The sequence below is a fragment of the Methylomarinum sp. Ch1-1 genome (genome assembly GCF_030717995.2).
Lineage (GTDB): Bacteria > Pseudomonadota > Gammaproteobacteria > Methylococcales > Methylomonadaceae > Methylomarinum > Methylomarinum roseum.
Genome location: NZ_CP157743.1, coordinates 1,203,971 through 1,227,333, shown reverse-complemented (window position 1 = coordinate 1,227,333; position 23,363 = coordinate 1,203,971). Strand labels below are relative to the sequence as shown.

Below are 23,363 nucleotides of genomic sequence, written 5' to 3'. Positions count from 1 at the left end.
CCTAATATTCGATTAAACGCAGAAGACTTAAACGACTCGCGCAGAAACGTTAACCGCGACTATGGCAAGGTAAACTGCCTAACTAAGGCCTGTAGATTGTCGCTGACGACCGTGAGATCGTCGGCGCTGGTCTTGTTATTCTGCGCCTCCTGTAAGGAATCCCCGGCCGCGGCGGCGGTCTTTCCTATACCTTCGGTGACTTCCGCGGTGACTGCGGACTGCTGTTCGACCGCCGCCGCGATCAGTGCGCTCTTTTCGTGTATATCGACGATCGAGGCATGAATGCCGGCGAACACCCGGTCGATGTCTTCGACGGCCTGCGTCGTCTGTCCGGCCGTTTGCTGCTGCGCCTGCATCAGCGCCACCGTCTGCCGAGTGGCGCTGTTCAGCTTTTCGACCAGTAGATGAATTTCGCTTGCCGACGCAGCGGTATGCGACGCCAGTTTTCGCACTTCATCGGCCACCACGGCAAAGCCGCGCCCGTGCTCTCCGGCGCGCGCCGCTTCAATCGCTGCATTCAGGGCCAGCAAATTGGTCTGTTCGGTAAAGCCCTCGATGACGCCCAACACACCTTCGATGGCTTTAGCGTCTTCCTGCAGCGCCATCAGCGCCGCCGAGGTATTATTGATCACCGCGGAAAGCTCGTCGACCTGATCGCGGGTATTGCGCATTTTTTTTACGCCTTCCTCGATGTTTTCCTGCGCCGAAGTCGTCGCATTTCGGGTTTCCGCGGCATTGCCCGCAACCTCTTGAAACGACAGCGACAATTGTTGCATTTGCTCGGCGGAAATCACGCTCAATTGCTGCTGATCGGCGACGATGCTTTTCATATTTTGTGTGCCGCTCACCACAGCCTGCTGACATTTATCGAGGGTCGCCGTTTCTCGATCGATGTTGCTGATCAGCACCTTGAAATATTCTCGCAGTTGGGCAATGGCCTGTTGTAGCTGATTGGCTTCGGTGACCTTGCTCGATAAGCGAAACGATCCGCATAAATCTCCGGAAGCCAATTTAAGCAAGTATTCAGCGCTTTGATTAATGATCATCGCGATATGTCGCAGCAACAACACCAACGCCACGCCCACCGCCACGATTAGAAGCAAACAAACGGAGACCAGGCCATATAATTTATTTTCAGTCGCCTGATAATCCGTCGAGATGCTTTGCCCCAATCGCTGCAGTCGCTGTTGTATCTCGACCATTTGCTCTGCCGTTTTTTGACGACCGGCTTTTTTCTGCTCGATGAAACGCCGGGCGTTTCGCAGCTCTTTAGGATAGCGTTTGATCAGCGAAGACACTTCGGCAACATGCTCAGCGCTCTTGTCTACCTTTTCAACGGACTCGTCGTCCCAGCCCAACAATTGCGCCATATCATTGTCACGTTCCTGCCGACTATAGATGGCAAGCGGAGGATAGGCGCTCAATTCAGCCGCCCTATCGGTCAACTCCTGGTGATAGGATGCAATGGTTTGCAACGTCGCCTCGTTCGAGCTGACAAAATAATTCCGTCGGGTGGCGGCCAAACGCTGCAGCGCTCGCTGCAACTTGCCCAGAATCACAAAATATTGCTGCTTGGTTTGAGCGCTCACCGCCGTTGACTGCTCGACATAGGCGAACAACATGGCGATTTCATCGGCCAGCTGATTCTCATTGTTGACCAATAAAACTTGCGGATCGGCCAATTTGCCGGCGGCCCGCAAATCAATGACCACCGCCTCGTTAATCGTCTCCAGCAGCCGAACAAAAACCGCACGCGCCTTATCCGACAAGGCCCGATCATGCCGGACATCGGCCGTCAAGCGCTGAATATTCTCTTCGATATCAACCAATAAAGCCGCATCGCCGGAATCAAGATAGGCATTGATCGGCACATGAACGCGGCGAGTCACCTGCTCCTTTAGCTGCCCATATCGCTCCACACCCTGAAATGCGCGGCTCAGATGATTCAACGACCAGGCGAGGGCGCTGATAAATATAACCATAGCGACGGCCAGCATGACCGCCATCCAGCGTGAAATATGAATAATTTTCACTCCACGATCCCTATTCATTGAAACGATTAAGATTATCCGGCGACTTTAAGCGGCCCTTGTTCAGGATCCTGACGAGAGTTCTGATCGATGTTTTTCCGAACAGACGGGCAACGGTTGATAAGATAAGGATTGCTCTGTCTTTTTTCGTTGAATAGCGATGCGGATATTTCGGTGACCGCCTGGGCCGACGGACGGGCGAAATAATAGCCCTGGGCAAGATCAAGCCCTAGCGCTTGAACGACATGATATTCGCCCGCGGTTTCCACCCCCTCGGCGATGACCCGACAATGAGTCGCCGCCGCCATGCTTTGCAGGGAGCGAACGAACTTCAGCTTTACTGCATCTTTGTCTATATCCTGAATAAAATGTCGGTCGATTTTGACATAATCAGGCAACAATTCGGTCCATAAGCGTAAGCCGGAATAACCTGCGCCCAGATCATCCAACGCAATCTCGAAGCCCATGCCGCGATAATGACTGACTGCATCACGCATTAACGGGAAATTATCGGTGGGTTGTTGCTCGGTAATTTCGATGACGATGCGGCCGGCATCGATGCCGGCCTGACGAAGAAATGCCAGGGTCTTGCCTTTTTTGAAAGCCGGATCCATCAGCACCGCCGGCCTAACATTCAAAAAAAGTTTTTGCGGCAAGCCTTGTGCGGCAAACTGCCTGATGCTGACTTTACGGCAGGCGTGCTCCAATGCCAGCGACTGTTGTAGCCGGTCGGCAGCGGCGAACAAATTGATAGGCTTATGCAATGGACTGCCCGACGGTCCTCTGATCAGCGCCTCATGAGCAAAAATACTTTTCCCTTTCAGGTCTACAATCGGTTGAAACAGCGAGGTTAATTGGTGATGCCGAATAATCGTTATCAAATGGTCATGAAGCTCATGCATTCGTTTGGTTCCTGAACAGACCGCAATGCCGGTTAATGATGTAGGCCGGTAAGCACCGCCCTGCTAGGCGGTTCAGTATACAAGGCGAATATGACAATCAGATTACACCCAGCCTCCGAACCATCACACCATTCCTGTTAAGTAGGGTAGCCAAAAACTGATGGTTAGACGTTTTGTCGAACGAGTAACGCAATCAGGTTAATCGCAGCAATTCCCAATTTGAGTATTTTTGCGGGGTTTAGGGCATGGGGTGTGTCTGTCGAGGAGCGCCGTTCACCCAGCACCTAAATTATCCTGGAATGTAAAATATAGTCCAGTAACCATGGAATTTAGGTGCTGGGTTAATCGTCATCACCCGGCGGAAATTTCGCCAGTATCGATTTAATGGCGCGGCCCACATAGCGCTGTTTCTTTTCCTGCGTGGTGTGGGGGCTGATGTCCTCATAAGCCATGCCGCGCCATAGCAGTTTCTTGCTTTTCGGATCGACGATATCGATGATCAAGGTGCCGCGTTGATATTCATAGACACGATGCTCAGGATAATAGCTCCAGGCGAAAGAACTAAAAGAACTATAATAATAACGGTGATAACCGAAGCGCCAGCTGTAGGGATAATCATAATAAGGACTCAACACCGTCACTCGAGTTTTGTTTTCCACCACCACTCGGTAAAGCACCAGGAAATCGGCCTCATCGACTTCAGTTTTTCGGTAACCATGCCGGGCAAACCAAGCATCGATCCCCTGGTGTATCCGGTCGTGCAACAAGTTATTGGTATCGAGCAGGGTGTTACCGGAAGACGGCGGCTTCTCTTCCAGCCAAGCGTATCTTTTCAGCTGACTGAAATCGGCGGCGCCATCATAATCGACATCGACTTTGACCGTCGCACAGGAACTGAGCAACAAAAATAAGGGGAAGATCAGCAATGCTTTCCTATTCACGATGGTCTCCTATTGCGTTTTTCATGAGACTAAACAGCCTGCCCAGCAGTTCCATAACGGCATGCTGAGTCAATCACTATATGGCAGCAATTTCCAATGTGGATAACAAAGAAGGCTCGAGGTGTGTTCCTCGACAGACACACTCCAGACCGTAAACAGCGCAAAAACGCCCATATATGGGAATGACTGATTATATGGTAAAGATTAGATTAATATTTGCACTCGGTACATAATAAACTGCAAATTCTGGCTAATTTCCAATCGACGCCTTATGAGTCAAAACCATTTAGTTTCCAGGTTCAAATACATCATCATTTTTTTGCTGTTGATGCTGATCGACGTCAGTCCCATTCCGGTGACGGCGTTAATAGGTCTCTATGTCGTGTTATTCCGTCCGCGCTGGTTCATGCAAATGATCGACAACATTTACTGAGCCCTAAGGCGGATTTGCATCAGTTTGAGTATTTTTGCGGGGTTTAGGGCATGGGGTGTGTCTGTCGAGGAGTGCCGTAAACCCATCCCTGGGGGCTTGACGGCAGCATCCTTGCTGCCGACATCCTCGCCAAACACACCCCATGCCCTTTTTGAACGCCAAAGTGGGAATTGCTGGCGGATTTGACCGCAAAACAAAAAAGAATCATTTCCCGGTATAATTTCGACTTTTAATCTCTTTATTGACCATCGCTTATGACCACAGTTAATACCGAAAAGCTTTCCAGCGCCCGTTTTGCCGAAGCAACGGATGCCTTTGTTGAAGTATTTACCGCTTCTGTTGATTTTGACCAGCGCATGGCCCAGCAAGATATTCAGGGATCGCTGGCGCATGCCGAAATGCTGGCAAAAATCGGTATTCTAAGCGCCGAGGAATTGAACGATATCAAGCGCGGCCTGACGCAGATCGCCGAGGAAATCGCCGGCGGCGACTTTAACTGGTCGATCAAACAGGAAGATGTGCATATGAATATCGAGGCGCGACTGACCGAACTGATCGGCGTCGCCGGCAAAAAACTGCATACCGGCCGCTCCCGCAATGACCAGGTCGCAACCGATATCCGCCTCTATCTGCGCAGCGAAATAGGCACTATCGAAGCCCAATTAACTCGCCTACAAAACGCCTTGCTGGTTTTGGCGGAACGAGAAGCCGACACCATCATGCCCGGCTTCACCCACCTGCAAGTCGCCCAGCCGGTCACCTTCGGCCATCATCTAATGGCCTGGTTCGAAATGTTGAGCCGCGACCGGGAGCGCCTGCAGGACTGCTGCAAACGCGTCAACGTCATGCCGCTGGGCGCCGCCGCGCTGGCCGGCACCAGCTATCCAATCGATCGCCAGATGACCGCCGAATTGCTGGGTTTCAGCAGACCGTCAAACAATTCTCTGGATTCGGTCAGCGACCGTGATTTCGCCATCGAATTCTGCGCCGCCGCCAGCCTGATCATGCTCCACTTGTCGCGTTTCTCCGAAGAACTGATACTTTGGTCCAGCGCCCAATTCGATTTCATCGACATGCCTGACGCCTTCTGCACCGGTTCATCGATCATGCCACAAAAAAAGAACCCCGATGTTCCGGAACTGGTGCGCGGCAAATCGGGACGAGTCACCGGCCACCTGGTTTCCTTGTTAATGCTGATGAAAAGCCAGCCGCTAGCCTATAACAAGGACAACCAGGAAGACAAAGAACCGTTGTTCGATACCGCGGACACATTGATCAATTGCCTACGCGCCTTTGCCGACATGATGCCGAACATACGCGCCAAAAAAGATAATATGTATCAAGCCGCGAAGCAGGGTTATGCGACCGCTACCGATCTGGCCGATTACCTGGTTCGCAAAGGCATGCCGTTCCGCGACGCCCATGAGGTGGTCGGATTAGCGGTGCGATTAGGCATCGAAACACAGCGCGACCTGTCCGAGATTTCGCTGACCGAACTGCAACAGTTTTCCAGCCAGATCGGCGACGACGTGTTCGACATCTTGAAACTGGAAGGTTCGGTCGCCGCCCGCAATCATATCGGCGGCACCGCGCCGGCATCGGTCAGGGCGGCGATTGAAGCCGCTAGAGCGCAATTGCAGGGATCGTGAAAACGACGACGATCGACCTGCTCCGCCATGGGGAAGCCCTGGGCGGAGCCTGTTATCGTGGCCGCACCGATGACCCGCTGACGCCGCTTGGGTGGCGACAAATGCAGCGGCAGACCGCAGACCAATGCTGGGATCGTATCATCAGTTCACCATTAGCCCGTTGTCATGATTTCGCGAAGCAATTGGCTAAGCAGAAAAATCTTCCGTTACACGTCGACGCGCGCTGGCAAGAAATCGATTTCGGTGATTGGGACGGCAAGACCGCCGCGCAAATCGAACAGCGATCGCCAGCAGCCCTGACACGCTATTATGCCGACCCATGCGGCAACACGCCGCCGCATGGCGAAAAACACGCCGATTTTAGTCGACGGGTGGACCGCGCCTGGCAAGCATTGCTAAGTCGCTATCCTGAACAACATCTGTTAGTCGTCACGCATGCCGGCGTGATTCGCACCTTATTGTCACAGCTGCTGGGCATCCCATTCAGACAGAGTTTTCAAATCGGCATCGGCCACGCCTGCTTGAGTCGCTTGAACTGTTATCATCAAACAAGCGATACCTATACCCAGTTAATCTTGCACAAGCCGCTGTAATTTTTTCTATACTTAATCTACATTCGGAATAAACAAATGCCCAACTGGTTGAGAGACATGAGTATCAGGCGTTGATGGAAGAAGTATAATCAATAGCCTATGGTATTTAGGTGCTGGGTGAACGGCGTCTTCTGGAATCGCCGCCTGATACTCTTTACGTTTCTTAACCGAACCGAGGTATATACTTAACTAAACGATTCTCTTTGCCTAAGCTGTCTTGAAAAAAAATTACCTTCCCATCACGCTCGGTTCACCCGGCGAAGACATCAGCACCAAAGATCTGCACGCCATTATTCAGCGCTTCAAGAACCTGAATCAGTATCGGCTGCTCAACGTGCAAAACTTTCTGCAGCCGAGACAGCGGAACTTTCTGCACCTGCTGCCGCTCATTTTTCATCAAAACCTCCCCTTGCTGCCCGGCTTCATATCCACCGAAACACCGGCCGGCATTCCCGACTACGCGCCGAACAAAACCAGTCTGCAGGCGGCGAAACAATTTTCCAAGAGTTTTCGCTATACCCGCAAGGCGCTGCGCGATTATCCCATCGAAGGGATTTTCCTGATGGGCAGCGTCGGCAGCATCGCCTTTTCCAAAACCAGCGACATGGATATCTGGCTTTGTCATTCCTCTAAGCTGGATAGCACAGCCATCGAGGAACTGCAACAAAAAGCCATCGCGGTGGAAAAATGGGCGCAGTCATTGAATATCGAGGCGCATTTTTTTCTCATCAACAGCGAACAATTCCGACGCGGCGAAAATGCCCCGATTTCCACGGAAAGCAGCGGCAAAACCCAACATTATCTGCTGTTGGAGGAGTTTTACCGAACTGCGATTTATCTGGCCGGCAAAGTTCCCGCCTGGTGGGCAGTCCCTCCGCACCAGGAACACAATTACACCGGCTATGTCAATCATTTACTGGAAAACCGCTTCATATCGGCTCATGAAGTCATCGATTTCGGCAGCCTACAAGCGGTCCCCGCCGAAGAATTCATCAGCGCCACGCTGTGGCATATCTATAAATCATTAGCTTCGCCCTATAAATCGCTGCTGAAACTTTTTTTGATGGAATGCTATGCCAGCGAATATCCGCATCCCCAATGGATTAGCTGGAGTCTTAAACGCGCCATTTATCAAGGCCAATTCGATATCGATAAACTGGACCCCTACCTGTTGATCTACGAAAAGGTCGAAGACTACCTGCACTTGGTCGCCTCACGAAAACGCCTGGCGCTATCGCGACAATGCTTTTATCTGAAAATCATCGGCTCCTCCCCGAAGTCCCTGGACCCCAGGTCGCGTGCGCTACGCGAACATTACTTGCAGAACATAGCCGAACAATGGCGTTGGCCCGGCGATATGCTGGAAAAATTCAGCAAACACCGGTATTGGGACATCAACAAAGCCAAGCACGAACACGCCATTATTCGCGATCAATTGAAGCAGTGCCTACGCATGATTTTGCGCTTTGCCGGCCAACATGCTCAAGGAAATTATCACGACAATAACGACCTGAAACTAATCGGCAGAAAATTACATGCCTTTTTGGAATATAAGCCGGGCAAGATCGAAATCATCACCACCTGCGCCAGCATTCATAAAAAAGAAGAGCTGTTGTCGGTGATCGAGATCGACCAGGAACACGCCGAGCCGCTCTGGCGGCTATACTGCGGTTATGTCGAGCGCAACAAAGTGGCGGCGGCAAGCGCCGTGACCGAAGGCGAAAGCTTGCTGGAAATTCTCTCCTGGGTGGTAATTAACGGCCTGTATCAGACTAAGCTGAAGATACATCTGCAGTCCAACAACCTGAACGTTAATGAAGCGGAAACGCTACAAATATTGAAGCGATTGCAGGAGTTTTTTTCCACGATTCAGCATTCGTCCGCCGATTCATTGGCGGTTTATAATCACCCGAATCGTTTACGTGCGTCGCTACTATTCATCAATCTAGGCGAAACGCTACAAGAGAGGCGCGATGACGACCAAGTGATCATGAGCCACCGTTCCGACCCATTGAGCTATGGCGAGAATCGCCAATGTTTCGTGCAACGCATCGACCGGGTTTCGTTATCCACTTGGGGGGAAGTCACGACGGCGAAATACCAGGGCATCGAAGGTTTTTTCCATTGCCTCAGCGAAATTTTCAATAACACCGAGGCGCCACTGACAGCCGATAGCCTGCAGTTAGTTTGTCATACCCCATTAAGGGCGAAAAGCATCGTCTTGCGCATCCAAACCATCTTCAATCGACTGTTAAAGCTTTTCAATCATCCGCAATCAAACTGGCGTTATATTTTGCCCGCCCAGAACGGTTATCTTGTCTTTACCCGGCGGGACCAGCAGTTAACTCTTTGCCGCCTGGAGAGCAATGATTTGCTACTGCAGGAACTCTCCGCAACTCAGCAACATTTCGCCCCGGTACATTTTGATGACCATGTGCTCAGCGACACTTATATTCCCTACTTATACGGCCAAATCAAGGCCAACACCATTCAGGTTTTCTACCATGTCGGGAAAAAACATGTCGCCCTCTATATCATCGATGAAAAGGCAGCGCTGTTTACCCGACAACACGTCAATACCAAACCGGAACAAATCCTGAGCAACTATGCCGCCTTTCTGCATGGCCTGGTCGACCAAGCCAAAGTGCCTAATGATATATACATCCGCTTTTTTGAAATTCACAAGAATTCGGCTGGCGTCGTCTCCTGCCAGGCCATCAAAGTAAAACCTCGATTATCGTTGATGGCGCTGAACATCCGCATTACCGCCAAAACAACCCCGAACCGGCGCAACCCTATCGTGATATTCTGCAATGACCACAAATTCTCATCGTCCAGCAACGACAAGCTATTTACCGATGTCAGGAAACATATACTGGCATTCAGAAGCGGTCATGACGATTACCCCTTCCATATCAATGAAATCGACGTTCCCCCCCACATCCTCGGCGTCGCCAGCCTCAGCCAAGCACACACCGTCCATTTTTTACAATACAAACAAAAAATCGAATCCCGTTTATTGAATTAAGGAAAGGCTGATTACTTCAGAATTTCCTGGAGTTCCGGGATGCACGATCAAAATCGATCGCAATAAGCGATAGATTTTGTGAGATCAAGAGAAATCGCCTTTTCCTTAACCGGGCGCAGAGAAATCCAGGATGAATTTATTCAGCGCTTCCTTAATAATTACGCCTAAAGTAAGTTAAACGTTTAGGGCGTGTTAAATAACCCGCCCCGCGTGCATTGAATGATTTTAGCCGATCCGCTGCGCGCGATCCATCTCACGAATGTGGGTAGGGTGTGCTGACGATAGGAAGCGCACCGGTTTTTGATGCGCTTCACGCAGTTCAGCACATCCGAATGCAAAACGGTGCTTTGCGTAGGAGCGCCGCCCTCGGCGCGAAAAGCAAGTAGCCTGCATGTTCGCTATGCGACATGCAGGACAACGAGGTCCTAAACGGTTCAGCTGTAATTAGAGTAAGCTAAACGTTTAAGGCGGGTTAAATAACTCGCCTCGCCCAGGGATCAGCAATTCCCATATATGGACTCCTCTCCAATTGCAAGCCAAGATTGTTCAAAAATGATGTTTCCAACAGAGATCGAGATTGCCGCCATATATTCGGCCTCTTGATGAAGGTATTTATCGACCTTCGGGCCCTGATGAAGCTATCCGCGCGCTTTTATCTCTATCACTTTGCCGATTTCAAGGAATCTTCGGGAATAACGGATTTTAAAAGCGCCGGTCTGACCTGTTGAATGTCATCACTTTGAGAGTCTTGCCTCCGCAATTTGGTTGAACTCGTTTACTACAGTGTTGTTAGGGTTATCCACGCTTTGTCCACATGCGTAGAGCCCTTCAATCGTGCTCGGAGCTTGTGGGCAAAGGGAGGATAACCCGGTTTTCATCGGCTTAGGCCATTTGTGGCACGTAATCGCCGCCACGCGTTGCCAGCGCCCAAATGATCCGGGCGTTCTTGTTGGCCAAAGCCACGGCCGCTTTGTTGAAGCCTCGCCGTTCAATCAAGCCTTTGAGCCACAGGCTCAAGGGGTCGCTCTTGTCACCGCAGTATTTCAGCACCGCTCTTGCCCCGTGAATCAAGGATGTGCGCAATTGGCGGTTGCCGCGTTTACTGATACCCAGTAATACCTGCTTATCGCCGCTGCTGTGCTGCCTTGGCACCACCCCCAAGCTGGCCGCGTAATCTCGGCTCGAATCATAACCCTTGCCATCGCCGACGTCAGCCGTGGCCAAAATGGCGGTCAAAGGACCGATACCCGGTATGTCAAGCAATCGTCGGGCTAAGGCATTGTTTTGGCATACTGCCGTAATTTCCCGGTCCAGAGCCCGGATCGCTTCGTCCAAGGCTTTCAGCGCTTGATACTGCTCGGCAAACAGCTTCCGGCTCAGCGTGCTGAGGTCATTTTCCCCGTCCTCCAGAATACTGGGCAGTTGTTTTCTGAACTGATTCACGCTACGCGGCAGCACGATGCCTCGTTCAGCCAGATAACCGCGCATTTGATTGACCAAGGCCGTGCGTTCGTCCACCTTACCTCGCCGGACACCTTGCAGCATGGCTAAGTCTTGCTGCTCAATGCCTTTGATCGCCACGCTGCGTTTGTTCGGCTGGCAGGCCGCCGTGTAAATCGCCTCGGCGTCGTTGTAATCGTTTTTATTGCCAACCACGAATGCCTTCACGAAGCGAGTATTCAACAGCACTACTTCGTGGCCCAGGGCCTGAAATGCCCGGGCCCAATGATGAGCGCCGCCGCAGGCTTCCATCGCGATCACGCTCACCGGCATCTGAGCCACAAAGGCCAACAGTTCCGACCGTTTCAATTTCTTTTTCTTTGCTTTGCCGTCTTGCATCATGAACATATGAAACACTAGTTTTGCAATATCTAAACCCACTACGTTAAGATTCATCTCGAACTCCTCTTTGTTCTGTTTAAGTTGTTAGTAGGTGTATTGTGACACCGTTAGAGGGTGGAGAGGAGTCCATATCATCACTTTGGCATTCAAAAAGGGCATGGGGTGTGTTTGGCGAGGATGTCGGCAGCAAGGATGCTGCCGTCAAGCCCCCAGGGATGGGTTTACCCAGCACCTAAATTCCATAGTTACTGGACTATATTTTACATTCCAGGATAATTTAGGTGCTGGGTGAACGGCGCTCCTCGACAGACACACCCCATGCCCTAAACACAGCAAAAATGCTCAAACTGGGAATTGCTGCCCAGGGATACATTAGCTGCCAGAGATGTATTCACCCAGCGCCTAAATACCATAGACTCTTGGCTATGATTAATAATCGTCGTTTATTTAGGTGCTGGATGAACGCGTCCTGAGAAATCAATGACCTACTGCCTAAATCTTGAAAGACACTGAATAGTTACAAATAAACTTTACCCGATTAGGAATTAACGCCTATACTCAACACGCTAGTCAGATCAAGGGGACAAAAATGGACCAAGAAAAACGCGTTCACCCTCGATTTCTGCCGAAGGACCTGTTCGCCGACGTCATCATCGAACCGCCAGCTCCCGAGGAAGAAATCGTCGTGGAAGGCGATATCGTCAATTTGAGTTATAGCGGCATCAAGATAAGACTGAGAAGTCCGTTACATACCGAAATTGACCACTGCAACATCAAGATTGCCATCATCATGCCGCAGTCCGGTATTCCGATTTCAATTCACGGCCTCGTCAAATACATTAACGAGCCCTATGAATATGGCCTGCAATTCGCCGCCGACCATACCGAACAGAGTGTCGACAACTTGATGTTTGAATGCATCAGACTGGCCGAACAATCAGTTCAATTCTAAAGCAAGACGCCAAGCCTCGCGGAGGCTGTTAATACCTTAGCAGCCCCTTTCGACTCACTTCATCATAACATCCGAGCCTTTAAAAACGCCTGTTCCGAAACCCTCCCCCACTGCGAGACCTGCTGACGAAATCGCATCACCGAATCATAAATCTTTTTCGCCTGCGCATCCTTCTCCGATAGTTCCTGCACGACTTGGTCGGACAATTGACGCAAGGTTTTCAACACCTCGTCAGGTAACGGCATGACTTTGACCTTGTGCTTATTGATCAAGGTATCCAAGGCCTGATTGTTACGCGCGGTATATTCCGAAATCATATCCATATTCGCCGCCTTGCAAGCGACCAGAACGATTTGCTGCAAATCCTTGGGCAACGCGTTAAAAGCCTTTTCGTTAATCAAGGCCTCCATCGTTGAACCCGGCTCATGCCAGCCCGGATAATAGTAATACTTGGCCACCTTATGCAGGCCGAAGGCCAGATCGTTATAGGGTCCGACCCACTCGGTGGCGTCCAGCGCACCGGATTGCAGCGAAGTAAACAATTCACCGCCCGGCATATTGACGGTGGTGCCTCCGGCTCTGCGCAGCACCTCGCCACCTAAGCCTGGTATGCGCATTTTCAAGCCTTTCAGGTCATCGACGTTGTTAATTTCACGGTTAAACCACCCCGCCATTTGCACGCCGGAATTGCCGGTGGGCGCGGGGATAATGCCGAAAGGCTTATAGAGCTCCCGCCATAATTCCAGGCCGCCGCCGTAATACAACCAGGCATTCATTTCCTGTGCCGTCAAACCGAACGGCACCGCGGAAAAAAACTGCGTCGCCTCCGATTTGCCTTTCCAATAATAGGCGCCGGCATGGCCCATCTCGGCCGTGCCCTTCGCCACTGCATCAAATACCTCAAAAGCCGGTACTAATTCTCTAGCGCCGTAGACTTTGACGTTGATACGGCCGCCGCTCATCTCGGTAATCATTTCAGCCAATAAATTGGCATTAGTGCCTAAGCCAGGAAAATTTTTCGGCCAAGCCGTGACCATCTTCCATTTAAATTCGCTTGCCGCCCTCGCGATGCCGGGCGTAGCCAGCGCCGCTCCCGCCATCAACGAACCTGAGCCTGCCTTACAAATAAATTCACGCCTTTTCATAGTTCCTCTCACTGGAAAATCATAGTTATTTGTTATTTTTTTCTTCATGCTAAGGCAGTTCAGCTTTTATTGGCAACTGTTAACCGGCCTAGCCTTTGCCAGCAATTCCCATCAGTTTGAGTATTTTTGCAGGGTTTAGGGGCATGGGGTGTGTCTGTCGAGGAGCGCCGTTCACCCAGCCCCTAAATTATCCTGGAATGTAAAATATAGTCCAGTAGCCATGGAATTTAGGTGCTGGGTAAACCCATCCCTGGGGGCTTGACGGCAGCATCCTTGCTGCCGACATCCTCGCCAAACACACCCCATGCCCTTTTTGAACGCCAAAGTGGGAATTGCTGAACCTTTGCTTAGTTATAGACGAATACCCTATTAATTTGCTATAGTAAAGCGATTTTTCAAGTGCCTTCCGGCACATTCCTAATGCTTTTCACTTTCACTCCGGAGAACATTCTATGGCAATTAAAGTTGCAATCAATGGCTATGGCCGTATTGGACGTAACGTCGTTCGCGCATTGTACGAATCAGGTCGCACCGATGAGATTCAGATTGTTGCAATCAACGATCTGGGCGATGCGGAGACCAATGCTCACTTGACTCAATACGACTCCGCTCACGGCAAATTCCCTGGAGAAGTCAGCGTTGAAGGTGAATACCTGGTAATCAACGGCGACAAAATCAAAGTTTTGGCGGAAAGAGACCCCTCCAAACTACCTTGGGCCGAACTGGACGTCGATGTCGTGCATGAATGCACCGGCTTTTTCGCCAACAAAGCCAAGGCTTCAGCCCACCTCGATGCCGGCGCGAAAAAAGTGATCATCTCGGCGCCTGGCGGCAGCGATGTCGACGCCACCATCGTCTACGGCGTCAACCATGAGACCCTAAAAGCATCCGACACCGTTATTTCCAATGCGTCTTGCACAACCAACTGTCTGGCCCCGCTGGTCAAACCGCTGATCGATACCATCGGTATTGAACAAGGCCTGATGACGACCATTCACTCATACACCAACGACCAAGTTCTAACCGACGTTTATCACTCCGACCTGCGTCGCGCCCGTTCGGCGACACAATCGATGATTCCAACCAAAACCGGCGCAGCGGCAGCCGTGGGCCTGGTATTGCCAGAGATGGCCGGCAAACTGGATGGTTTCGCGATTCGCGTACCAACCATCAACGTCTCTGTCGTCGACTTGACCTTCACCGCCAGTCGCGCCACCAGCAAAGAAGAAATCGACGAAATTCTGACTGCGGCATCCGAAGGTCCGTTGAAAGGTATCCTGGACATCAATGCGAAACCACTGGTTTCAATCGACTTCAACCACAACCCGGCCTCTTCAACTTATGACAAATCGTTAACGAAAGTCATCAACGGTAACTTCATCAAAGTGCTGTCCTGGTACGACAACGAATGGGGTTTCTCAAACCGCATGCTGGACACCACTGTTGCCTTAGTTAACGCTAAATAACCCTTAAATAATTCAAATAATCTATGTTACGAAGAACCAAAATCCTGGCTACACTGGGCCCGGCTACCGATAAACCTGGCGTACTGGAAGGTTTATTTGACGCCGGTCTGGACGTGGTGCGCATGAACTTTTCTCATGGTTCAGCCCAGGATCACATTGACCGAGCTAACAGGGTTCGTGAATTGAGCAGGACAACCGGCCGTCGGGTCGGTATCCTCTGCGACCTGCAAGGACCTAAAATCCGTATCGCCCGCTTCAAAGACACTAAAGTTAGGCTGGAGGAAGGCCAGGCCTTTGCATTGGATATCAATCTAGGTGAGAACGATGGCGACAACACTCAAGTCGGCATCACTTACGAACCGTTGGCGCAAGAAGTAAAACCCGGCAGCCGACTATTGCTGGATGACGGCCGCGTCGTTTTAGACGTGGTCGATACCGATGGCAAACGCGTCAATTGCACCGTCGTGGTCGGCGGCGATTTATCCAACAACAAGGGCATTAACTTGCTAGGCGGAGGGCTTTCCGCCGCCGCGCTGACCGAAAAGGACAAGGAGGATATTAAAACGATCGGCAAAATCAAGGCCGATTTCGTAGCGGTATCCTTCCCGCGTTGCGCCGAAGATTTGCATGAGGCGCGCCGCTTGCTCGAAGCCGTAGGCAGCACCGCCGGCATCGTAGCCAAGGTGGAGCGCGCCGAAGCGATGGAAGTGATCGATGAAATCATCCTGGCTTCCGACGTTATCATGGTCGCTCGTGGCGACCTGGGTGTGGAAATCGGCGACGCCCGACTCCCTGAAGCGCAAAAACATCTGATCAAACGCTCGAGAGAGCTGAAAAGAGCGGTCATTACCGCGACGCAGATGATGGAATCGATGATTGAAAATCCGATTCCGACCCGCGCCGAGGTCTTCGACGTCGCCAACGCCATCGTTGACGGAACCGATGCGATCATGCTGTCGGCCGAAACGGCTTCCGGCCGCTACCCGGTCAAAGCGGTCGAGGCGATGGTGCGCATCTGCCAGGAAACGGAAAAACAGCCCAGCGTCAGAACCTCTACACATCGCGTCTCGGAAAACTTTGAACGCGTCGATGAGGCGATTGCGATGTCGACCATGTATTTGGCCAACCACACCAAGATCGCCGGCATCGCCGCGTTGACGGAGTCCGGCTCCACGCCGTTGTGGATGTCACGGGTCAGATCGGGCATACCGATTTTCGCCTTCAGCAATCACGAAGAGACCTTGGGTAAGGTCACGCTTTATCGCGGCGTTTTCCCGGTGCCGTTCGAATTTCAGGCCGCCGATCATGCCGAGGTCAACCGCGACATCATCAATAAGCTGAAAGAGCGTGGCCAGGCCAAACAAGGCGATCAGTTCATCATCACCAAGGGCGACCTGACCGGCCAAGCCGGCGGCACCAACGCCCTGAAGGTTGTCATCGTAGGCGAAGGCCTAACGCCTTAGCAATCAATCGCCCATCGGCGTACGCGCCGGGTCAGAGCTTGAATGATCAACGCCGTATTCGATAAATATCGAATACGGCGTTTTTTTTACCCTCTTCTTTACTGTTTCATTCAGGTAAACCAGCAATTCCCAGTTTGAGTATTTTTGCGGGGTTTAGGGCATGGGGTGTGTCTGTCGAGGAGCGCCGTAAACCCATCCCTGGGGGCTTGACGGCAGCATCCTTGCTGCCGACATCCTCGCCAAACACACCCCATGCCCTTTTTGAACGCCAAAGTGGGAATTGCTGCAGGTAAACAACCTATTCCTAGTTTCATGCCATATTTGGTTATAATAAAAACATTATTGAAACCAGTCTTTGGAGATTACTATGCCTAGCCGCCGTGATTTTGCTAATGCGATTCGCGCCTTATCGATGGATGCCGTGCAAAAGGCCAATTCAGGACACCCCGGAGCCCCTATGGGCATGGCGGATATCGCCGAAGTATTGTGGAACGATTTTTTAAGACATAACCCGACCAATCCTTCCTGGCCGGATCGAGACCGCTTCGTCCTATCAAACGGCCACGGCTCGATGCTGCTCTACTCGCTGCTCCATCTGAGCGGATATGACGTCAGCATCGATGACCTGAAAAACTTCAGACAATTGCATTCCAAGACCCCGGGCCACCCTGAATTAGGCTACACGCCCGGCGTCGAAACGACGACCGGGCCGTTGGGCCAGGGCATCAGCAATGCGGTGGGCATGGCGCTGGCGGAAAGGACGTTAGCGGCCCAGTTCAACCGCCATGACCATACCATCGTCGATCATTACACCTATGCCTTTCTCGGCGACGGCTGCCTGATGGAAGGCGTGTCTCATGAGACCTGTTCATTGGCCGGCACGATGGGCCTCGGCAAACTGATTGCATTCTACGACGCCAACGGCATTTCGATCGATGGCGAAGTCAGAGGCTGGTTCACCGACAACACGGTGAAACGATTTGACGCCTATAACTGGCACGTCATCGCCCGAGTCGATGGTCATAACCCCGAGGCAATCCGGGCCGCGATCGAAGAGGCCAGATCGGTCACGAATAAACCCTCATTGATCATCTGCAAGACCACGATCGGCTATGGCTCGCCCAATAAACAAGGACAGGAATCCTGTCACGGCGCGCCCTTGGGCGAAGAAGAAATCGCCTTGACGAAAAAACTGCTGAACTGGCCGCATCCGGCCTTTGAAATTCCGGACGACATCCGCCAGGGCTGGGACGCCCAAGCAAAAGGCGCGCATATGGAACAGGACTGGCAGCAGCGTTACGACACCTATCGCAACGCTTACCCTAAATTGGCCGAGGAATTCGAACGACGCCTGCGGGGCGAACTGCCGGCGGAATGGTCGGAAAAATCGGCCGCATTCATTGCAGAGGTCAATTCCAAGGCGGAAAATATCGCCAGCCGCAAGGCCTCGCAAAACAGCTTGAACGCCTTCGGCCCCTTGTTGCCTGAAATTATCGGAGGCTCGGCCGACCTAGCCGGTTCAAACCTGACGCTGTGGGAAGGCAGCAAGGATGTCAACAAAGATGATCATGCCGGCAATTACATTTATTATGGTGTCCGCGAATTCGGCATGACCGCGATCATGAACGGCATAGCCGTGCATGGCGGCTTCATTCCGTACGGCGCCACCTTCCTGATGTTCTCGGAATACGCCCGCAACGCCATTCGCATGTCGGCGTTGATGAAAATTCGCACCATCAACGTCTTCACTCACGACTCCATCGGCTTGGGCGAGGACGGCCCAACCCACCAACCCATCGAGCAAACCGCTACCTTGCGCATGATTCCGAATATGGCGGTCTGGCGTCCTTGTGACGCGGTCGAATCGGCCGTCGCCTGGCAGGCCGCGATCGAACGACAGGAGGGCCCGAGCTGCCTGATTTTCTCGCGCCAGGCCCTGGCCCATCAAAAACGGAACCAGCAACAACTTGCCGATATCAAGCGCGGCGCCTATATCTTGAAAGAGCCCAACAAGGCGCCGAAGGCGATCATCATCGCCACCGGCTCAGAAGTCGAAATCGCGATGGAAGCGGCCAGCATGCTGGGACGCCGCCGCATTCCGGTGCGCGTCGTCTCGATGCCTAGCACCTCGGTATTCGACGCCCAGGACCCTGCTTATCAGGAACACGTTTTACCGGCGGAACTCAGCGCACGCGTCGCGGTGGAAGCCGGCGTCACCCCTTTCTGGCGACAGTATGTCGGCCTGCACGGCAAGGTCGTCGGCATCGATCGTTTCGGTGAATCGGCCCCGGCGCAACAATTATTCGAAGAATTCGGCCTCACCGCCAAACATGTCGTCGAGGCGGTTAAGTCGCTGGTTAAATAAGGACCAGAATGGCGGGACTTACGCTCGGCAGTCCCGCTATCCCATACCGGTGCTGCCGAGCCGCGCCGATCTCATAAGGCTTCCAGCTTGGCGTAAGACACCATCAGCCATTTCAAGCCGACCTCGTGGAAATTGATCTGCACCCGCTCCTGGGCGCCCTCTCCTTCCATCTGCAATACCACGCCCTCGCCGAATTTAGCGTGGCTGACGCGTTGGCCGAGTTTATAGCTGCCGCCCAGCATCGATGAACGGGGCTGCACCGTCGCCGTCACCGGACGACTCACATTGGCGCGCAGGCGAATTTCCTGGATAAATTCGGGCGGAATTTCACGAATGAAACGGGAGGGGCGTGGATAACTTTCCTTGCCGTACAGACGCCTGGATTCGGCATGGGTCAGATACAATTGCTCCATGGCCCGGGTAATGCCGACATAACAGAGGCGCCTTTCTTCCTCCAGGCGAGCGGGGTCCTCGGTCGATTGCAGCGACGGAAACAGCCCATCCTCCAAACCGACCAGGAACACCTGTTTGAACTCCAATCCTTTCGCCGAGTGCAGGGTCATCAGCTGCACACAGTCCTCGTAATCGTCGCCCTGCATGTCGCCGGCCTCCAATGCGGCATGGGCTAGAAACATGTCCAGCTCACCGAGATTTTCTCCGTTATCGTCGTCATAATCGAACAACCTCGCCGCATTAACCAGTTCTTCCAGGTTTTCCACCCGGGCTTCGCCCTTATCACCCTTCTCCTTTTTATATAATCCGATCAGGCCACTGTGTTCGACGACCGCCTTGACCTTTTCAAACAACTCCTTGTCTTCGACCTCATCGGCCAGCTGCTTGATCAGCGCCATGAAGCCCTTCATGGCGTTGGCCGCTCGCGCGGATAGCTTGCCCTGCGCAATCGACTCGGCGGCCGCCTGCCACAACGAAATCCCCTGCCCCCTCGCCAACGCTCGGATATCGTCCAGCGTTTTCGCGCCGAGGCCTCGGGCAGGCGTATTGACCACCCGTTCAAACGAGGCATCGTCATGGCGGTTGCTCATCAAGCGCAAATAAGCCAGCGCATTTTTGATTTCCATCCGCTCGAAAAAACGCAAGCCACCATAAACCCGGTAGGGTGTGCCGGTGCTCATCAATTTTTCCTCGAATTGGCGCGACTGGGCGTTGGAGCGGTAAAGAATCGCGACATCGCTGCGCCTGCCGCCATCGTTAACCCATTGGCGAATTTTTTCCACGACGAAATAGGCTTCGTCCTGCTCGTTGAAGGCGGTATATAGCGAGATCGGCTCGCCATCGCCGGCGTCCGTCCACAACTCCTTGCCCATCCGACCGTCGTTATTGGCGATCAAGCTGTTCGCCGCCTTCAGAATCTGTCCGCTGGAGCGATAATTCTGCTCCAATCGCACCACCTTATGATTGGGGTAATGGGACTGAAAATTATAAATATTTTCTATTTTCGCGCCACGCCAGCCATAGATGGACTGATCGTCATCGCCGACGACGAACAGGTTGTCGCGACCCTCGGTCAACAAACGCAACCAAGCATACTGAATCGTGTTGGTATCCTGAAACTCATCGACATGGACGAAGCGAAAACGCTGTTGATAGAAGGCCAACACATCCTCGTTGTCACGCAGCAATTCATGCGCCCTAAGCAGCAATTCGGCGAAATCGACCAAGCTGGAGCGCTCGCATACTTCTTCGTAGGCGCGATAAATCGCAATCATCTGGCGTTGATAAAAATCCCCGGAATCCAACATATGCTTAGCCCGGACACCTTCATCCTTCTGCGCATTGATGAACCACTGCGCCTGCTTCGGCGGCCATTTCGCCTCGTCCAGACTAAGGTTTTTAAGCAATCGTTTGATCAGGCGCAGCTGGTCATCGGCATCGATCACTTGAAAGGACTCCGTCAAACCGGCCTGTTTGGCGTGACGCCTCAGTAGGCGATGCGCCAGACCGTGAAAAGTGCCTATCCACATCGAACGGGCGGAGATATTTAACAGCTCCTCGATGCGACCACGCATTTCGGTCGCCGCCTTGTTGGTGAAGGTCACCGCCAGGATATTATGCGGCGACACGCCGTCGACTTGAATATGCCAGGCGATACGGTGCACCAGCACCCGAGTCTTGCCGCTACCGGCGCCGGCCAAAACCAGCATAGCCTGTCCCGGCGCCGAAACGGCGACACGCTGAGCATCGTTAAGGGAATTGATTATTGAACTTATTTCCATCTTTTATAACTTGCACATTTCTAGGAGCTGTGTATATTTGCTGTTTACGGTAAAATGCCTTTAATCAGGACGGCATAATAATAACGACATAACGAGGGTTTGAAGATGAGCTTTGATGTAAAACGTATGATTAAATTTGAACATAACGTCGGTGAAAAAGAAAAAAAAATTCGCCTGGCGGCCGGAGCGGCCCTACTGCTGATTTCTCTTTTCACCGCTAGCATAATATTGCTGCTTCTGGGCGTCGTCCTGGTCGCAACCGGTTATTCCGGCTGGTGCCCGGCTTATTCAGGCCTGGAAAGAAACTCCCTCGAGGAACATGAAAAAGGCGCCGAGAATTAATCAGCGAACATCTCTGAGTCCATGTCGAAGCATAAAAGTTCAGGCATGGGCTCAGCACAACCGCCTATTATGACGAGCAAAACGATGCCGGTCTAGCCGGATTTTAATCGCTCCGCTGTTTCGAAACGGCCCCTAGTCGGCTAGCGCTTGTTTTCGAGCAAGTCGTCAGAAACAGCACCTGTAAAATAACCCAGCGCCATTACCACTTGTGACCACGCTCTTCCCCCTGCCAGACAATCATCCGCAACGATTCAAGTTACACAATGAGGTTCATGCTCGCTCCTCGGTGATCCTGGATCTCCCGGTAAGCGCCTCCCATCTCACCTTGATGCAGAGCAGTGACGAGAAAAAACAAGACCGCATTCATCTGATTGAGCTATGCGAACGTTTCGGCGTCACGCCTCCCAAACAGGACGCCAACCATTTCAGCGCCCGTTACGATAATTTTCAGTTGCGCTGGGAACAGCACGGCGAATTTACCACCTACACCTTCTATGTGCATAAGCAGCAGCAGTCAGACCCCTTCAAGGAGCCGGCGCTGAAAAGCGTTCCGGTGGACTGGATGGCGCAGCTGGTGGGCAAAGTGATCGTCGCGGCGCACGCCGCCATTATTCCTGCCTCTGAAACGACCGACGACATTGAAGCGATGGCGCATTTTTTCGCCGGTAATGCGCTGATTGGCGCCAAGGTCAGCGGCGGCGCCGCCCAAGCCTATACCGACTTCAGGATACATATCGACGGTTTCAGCCGTTTTCTGATCGTCGATGATCATCTGAAAAACGCCCAGGCCGGCCGCCTGCTGCAACGCCTGTTTGAAATCGAAGTCTATCGGGTCATGGCCCTGCTGGCTTTCCCGATCGCCCGCAAACTGACGCCTGTCTTGATCAAGGCCGACCACCAGCTGATCGCCATTACCGCGGCGATGGCGGAAGCCGGTTGCGACGACGGCAAATTGCTCGACGAACTGACCACGCTGGCCGCCGAGGTGGAAAATCATATTTCCTGCAACCATTACCGTTTTGGCGCCGCCAGCGCCTATTATAACCTGGTCAACCAGCGTATCGAGGATTTACGCGAAAAACGCATCCAGGGCTTGCAGACGTTCAGCGAATTCATGGGCAGACGCCTGGAGCCGGCGATCAACACCTGCCAATCCACCGCTAAACGCTTTAATTTGCTGTCCGAACGCATCAGTAACGCCGGCGAACTGTTACGCACCCGCGTCGACATTTCGATCGAACGTCAAAACCAGGACTTATTGAAATCGGTGAGCACCCACGCCAAAATGCAGGTGCGCCTGCAAGGAACCGTGGAAGGCGTGTCTATTTTCGCAATCACCAGTTACGCGGTCAGCCTGATCGGTTCGATCGCGCAGGCGATGAAATCGGCCGATTGGGATGTTAATCCGCCGTTGGTCATCGGCATTTCGATCCCATTTGTGCTGACGGTCGTCGCCATCGGCGTGCGCCGCATACATAAATTGATTCAAAAAATAGACGAGGATTGAACTCAATCTTCTTTCTTATATTCGCCTTCGATGACGTCTGGCGCCGCCCTGTCACGGCGCTGGAAAGGCGAACCGCCGTGCGCGACGATCAGGTGGTTTTCGATCACATATCGAGCTATTTTTCTGCGTAGCTTTGGCACTAAACAGGCAAAGCCCAGCACATCGGTAAAAAAACCGGGGGTCAGCAGTAGCGCCCCGCCGACCAGCAGCATCGGTCCTTCGATCATTTCATAGGCCGGAATCGCTCCCTGATTCAGGTTGGCCTGAAAGCGCTGCCAAGTCGCCAAGCCTTGCTTACGCAATAACCAGGCGCCCAGCACCGCGGTAAACACGACCATGAACACGGTCGGAAACACCCCGATCACCCCGCCGATTTGCAGCAACAGATAAATTTCCACAAACGGTACAATCAGGAAAAACAAGAAAATGATTTGCACGATCTTCATTTAGTATACTCGATAAAAATTGAAT

Annotated in this window: 17 protein-coding genes; 10 read left to right on the top strand and 7 right to left on the bottom strand. The window is 52.4% G+C overall.

Features of this window, described 5'->3' with window-relative positions; all coding sequences use genetic code 11:
* Positions 1–59: 59 nt before the first annotated feature.
* The 3 genes from Q9L42_RS06000 to Q9L42_RS05990 form a co-directional block, all read right to left on the bottom strand.
* Positions 60–2,033 carry a methyl-accepting chemotaxis protein gene (locus tag Q9L42_RS06000; RefSeq protein WP_349432285.1) on the bottom strand — a complete coding sequence of 658 codons (1,974 nt, stop codon included), beginning with the start codon at positions 2,031–2,033 and terminating at the stop codon, positions 60–62.
* A 32-nt stretch (positions 2,034–2,065) separates the two neighbouring features.
* A complete protein-coding gene (locus Q9L42_RS05995) occupies positions 2,066–2,932 on the bottom strand; it encodes an EAL domain-containing protein (RefSeq protein WP_349432283.1) in 867 nt (288 codons plus the stop codon).
* A 341-nt stretch (positions 2,933–3,273) separates the two neighbouring features.
* A complete protein-coding gene (locus Q9L42_RS05990) occupies positions 3,274–3,873 on the bottom strand; it encodes a DUF4136 domain-containing protein (RefSeq protein ID WP_305909330.1) in 600 nt (199 codons plus the stop codon).
* Positions 3,874–4,144: 271 nt separating this feature from the next.
* Here Q9L42_RS05990 and Q9L42_RS05985 point away from each other — a divergent pair, with 271 nt between their 5' ends.
* From Q9L42_RS05985 to Q9L42_RS05970, 4 genes are all read left to right on the top strand, one after another.
* The gene (locus tag Q9L42_RS05985) at positions 4,145–4,306 is read left to right on the top strand and encodes a hypothetical protein (RefSeq protein ID WP_305909331.1); all 162 of its coding nucleotides are present in this window, start codon (positions 4,145–4,147) and stop codon (positions 4,304–4,306) included.
* Positions 4,307–4,560: 254 nt separating this feature from the next.
* Positions 4,561–5,955, top strand: coding sequence for an argininosuccinate lyase (argH, locus tag Q9L42_RS05980; RefSeq protein WP_305909332.1), 1,395 nt, complete (start codon positions 4,561–4,563; stop codon positions 5,953–5,955).
* The gene (locus Q9L42_RS05975; RefSeq protein ID WP_305909333.1) at positions 5,952–6,548 is read left to right on the top strand and encodes a histidine phosphatase family protein; all 597 of its coding nucleotides are present in this window, start codon (positions 5,952–5,954) and stop codon (positions 6,546–6,548) included. Before argH ends, Q9L42_RS05975 begins: the two co-directional genes overlap by 4 nt.
* A gap of 217 nt (positions 6,549–6,765) precedes the next feature.
* Positions 6,766–9,576, top strand: coding sequence for a class I adenylate cyclase (locus Q9L42_RS05970; protein ID WP_349432281.1), 2,811 nt, complete (start codon positions 6,766–6,768; stop codon positions 9,574–9,576).
* A gap of 882 nt (positions 9,577–10,458) precedes the next feature.
* Here the strand turns inward: Q9L42_RS05970 and Q9L42_RS05965 are convergent.
* Entirely contained in the window at positions 10,459–11,472 is a 1,014-nt protein-coding gene (locus Q9L42_RS05965) for an IS110 family transposase (RefSeq protein ID WP_305907107.1), read from the bottom strand.
* A gap of 535 nt (positions 11,473–12,007) precedes the next feature.
* Between Q9L42_RS05965 and Q9L42_RS05960 the strand changes: the two genes are divergently transcribed.
* Entirely contained in the window at positions 12,008–12,370 is a 363-nt protein-coding gene (locus tag Q9L42_RS05960; RefSeq protein ID WP_305909336.1) for a PilZ domain-containing protein, read from the top strand.
* 62 nt (positions 12,371–12,432) lie between these two features.
* Here the strand turns inward: Q9L42_RS05960 and Q9L42_RS05955 are convergent, their stop codons facing one another.
* On the bottom strand, positions 12,433–13,515 hold the full coding sequence (locus tag Q9L42_RS05955; protein ID WP_305909337.1) for a TRAP transporter substrate-binding protein: 1,083 nt from the start codon (positions 13,513–13,515) through the stop codon (positions 12,433–12,435).
* Positions 13,516–13,967: 452 nt separating this feature from the next.
* Here Q9L42_RS05955 and gap point away from each other — a divergent pair, with 452 nt between their 5' ends.
* The 3 genes from gap (at position 13,968) to tkt (ending at position 18,809) form a co-directional block, all read left to right on the top strand.
* On the top strand, positions 13,968–14,981 hold the full coding sequence (gene gap / locus Q9L42_RS05950) for a type I glyceraldehyde-3-phosphate dehydrogenase (protein WP_349432280.1): 1,014 nt from the start codon (positions 13,968–13,970) through the stop codon (positions 14,979–14,981).
* A gap of 23 nt (positions 14,982–15,004) precedes the next feature.
* Positions 15,005–16,444 carry a pyruvate kinase gene (gene pyk, locus Q9L42_RS05945; protein WP_305909338.1) on the top strand — a complete coding sequence of 480 codons (1,440 nt, stop codon included), beginning with the start codon at positions 15,005–15,007 and terminating at the stop codon, positions 16,442–16,444.
* A gap of 367 nt (positions 16,445–16,811) precedes the next feature.
* Positions 16,812–18,809: a transketolase gene (gene tkt, locus Q9L42_RS05940; protein WP_305909339.1), complete on the top strand. Its 1,998-nt coding sequence runs from the start codon at positions 16,812–16,814 to the stop codon at positions 18,807–18,809.
* A 71-nt stretch (positions 18,810–18,880) separates the two neighbouring features.
* On the opposite strand, the gene uvrD is transcribed toward tkt, so the two are convergent.
* A complete protein-coding gene (uvrD, locus tag Q9L42_RS05935; RefSeq protein WP_305909340.1) occupies positions 18,881–21,043 on the bottom strand; it encodes a DNA helicase II in 2,163 nt (720 codons plus the stop codon).
* 105 nt (positions 21,044–21,148) lie between these two features.
* On the opposite strand from uvrD, the gene Q9L42_RS05930 reads away from it, so the two are divergent.
* On the top strand, positions 21,149–21,385 hold the full coding sequence (locus tag Q9L42_RS05930) for a YgaP-like transmembrane domain (RefSeq protein WP_349432279.1): 237 nt from the start codon (positions 21,149–21,151) through the stop codon (positions 21,383–21,385).
* 208 nt (positions 21,386–21,593) lie between these two features.
* Entirely contained in the window at positions 21,594–22,892 is a 1,299-nt protein-coding gene (locus Q9L42_RS05925) for a DUF3422 family protein (RefSeq protein ID WP_305909341.1), read from the top strand.
* Positions 22,893–22,894: 2 nt separating this feature from the next.
* Here the strand turns inward: Q9L42_RS05925 and Q9L42_RS05920 are convergent, their stop codons facing one another.
* The gene (locus Q9L42_RS05920; RefSeq protein ID WP_305909342.1) at positions 22,895–23,338 is read right to left on the bottom strand and encodes an FxsA family protein; all 444 of its coding nucleotides are present in this window, start codon (positions 23,336–23,338) and stop codon (positions 22,895–22,897) included.
* Positions 23,339–23,363: the final 25 nt, after the last annotated feature.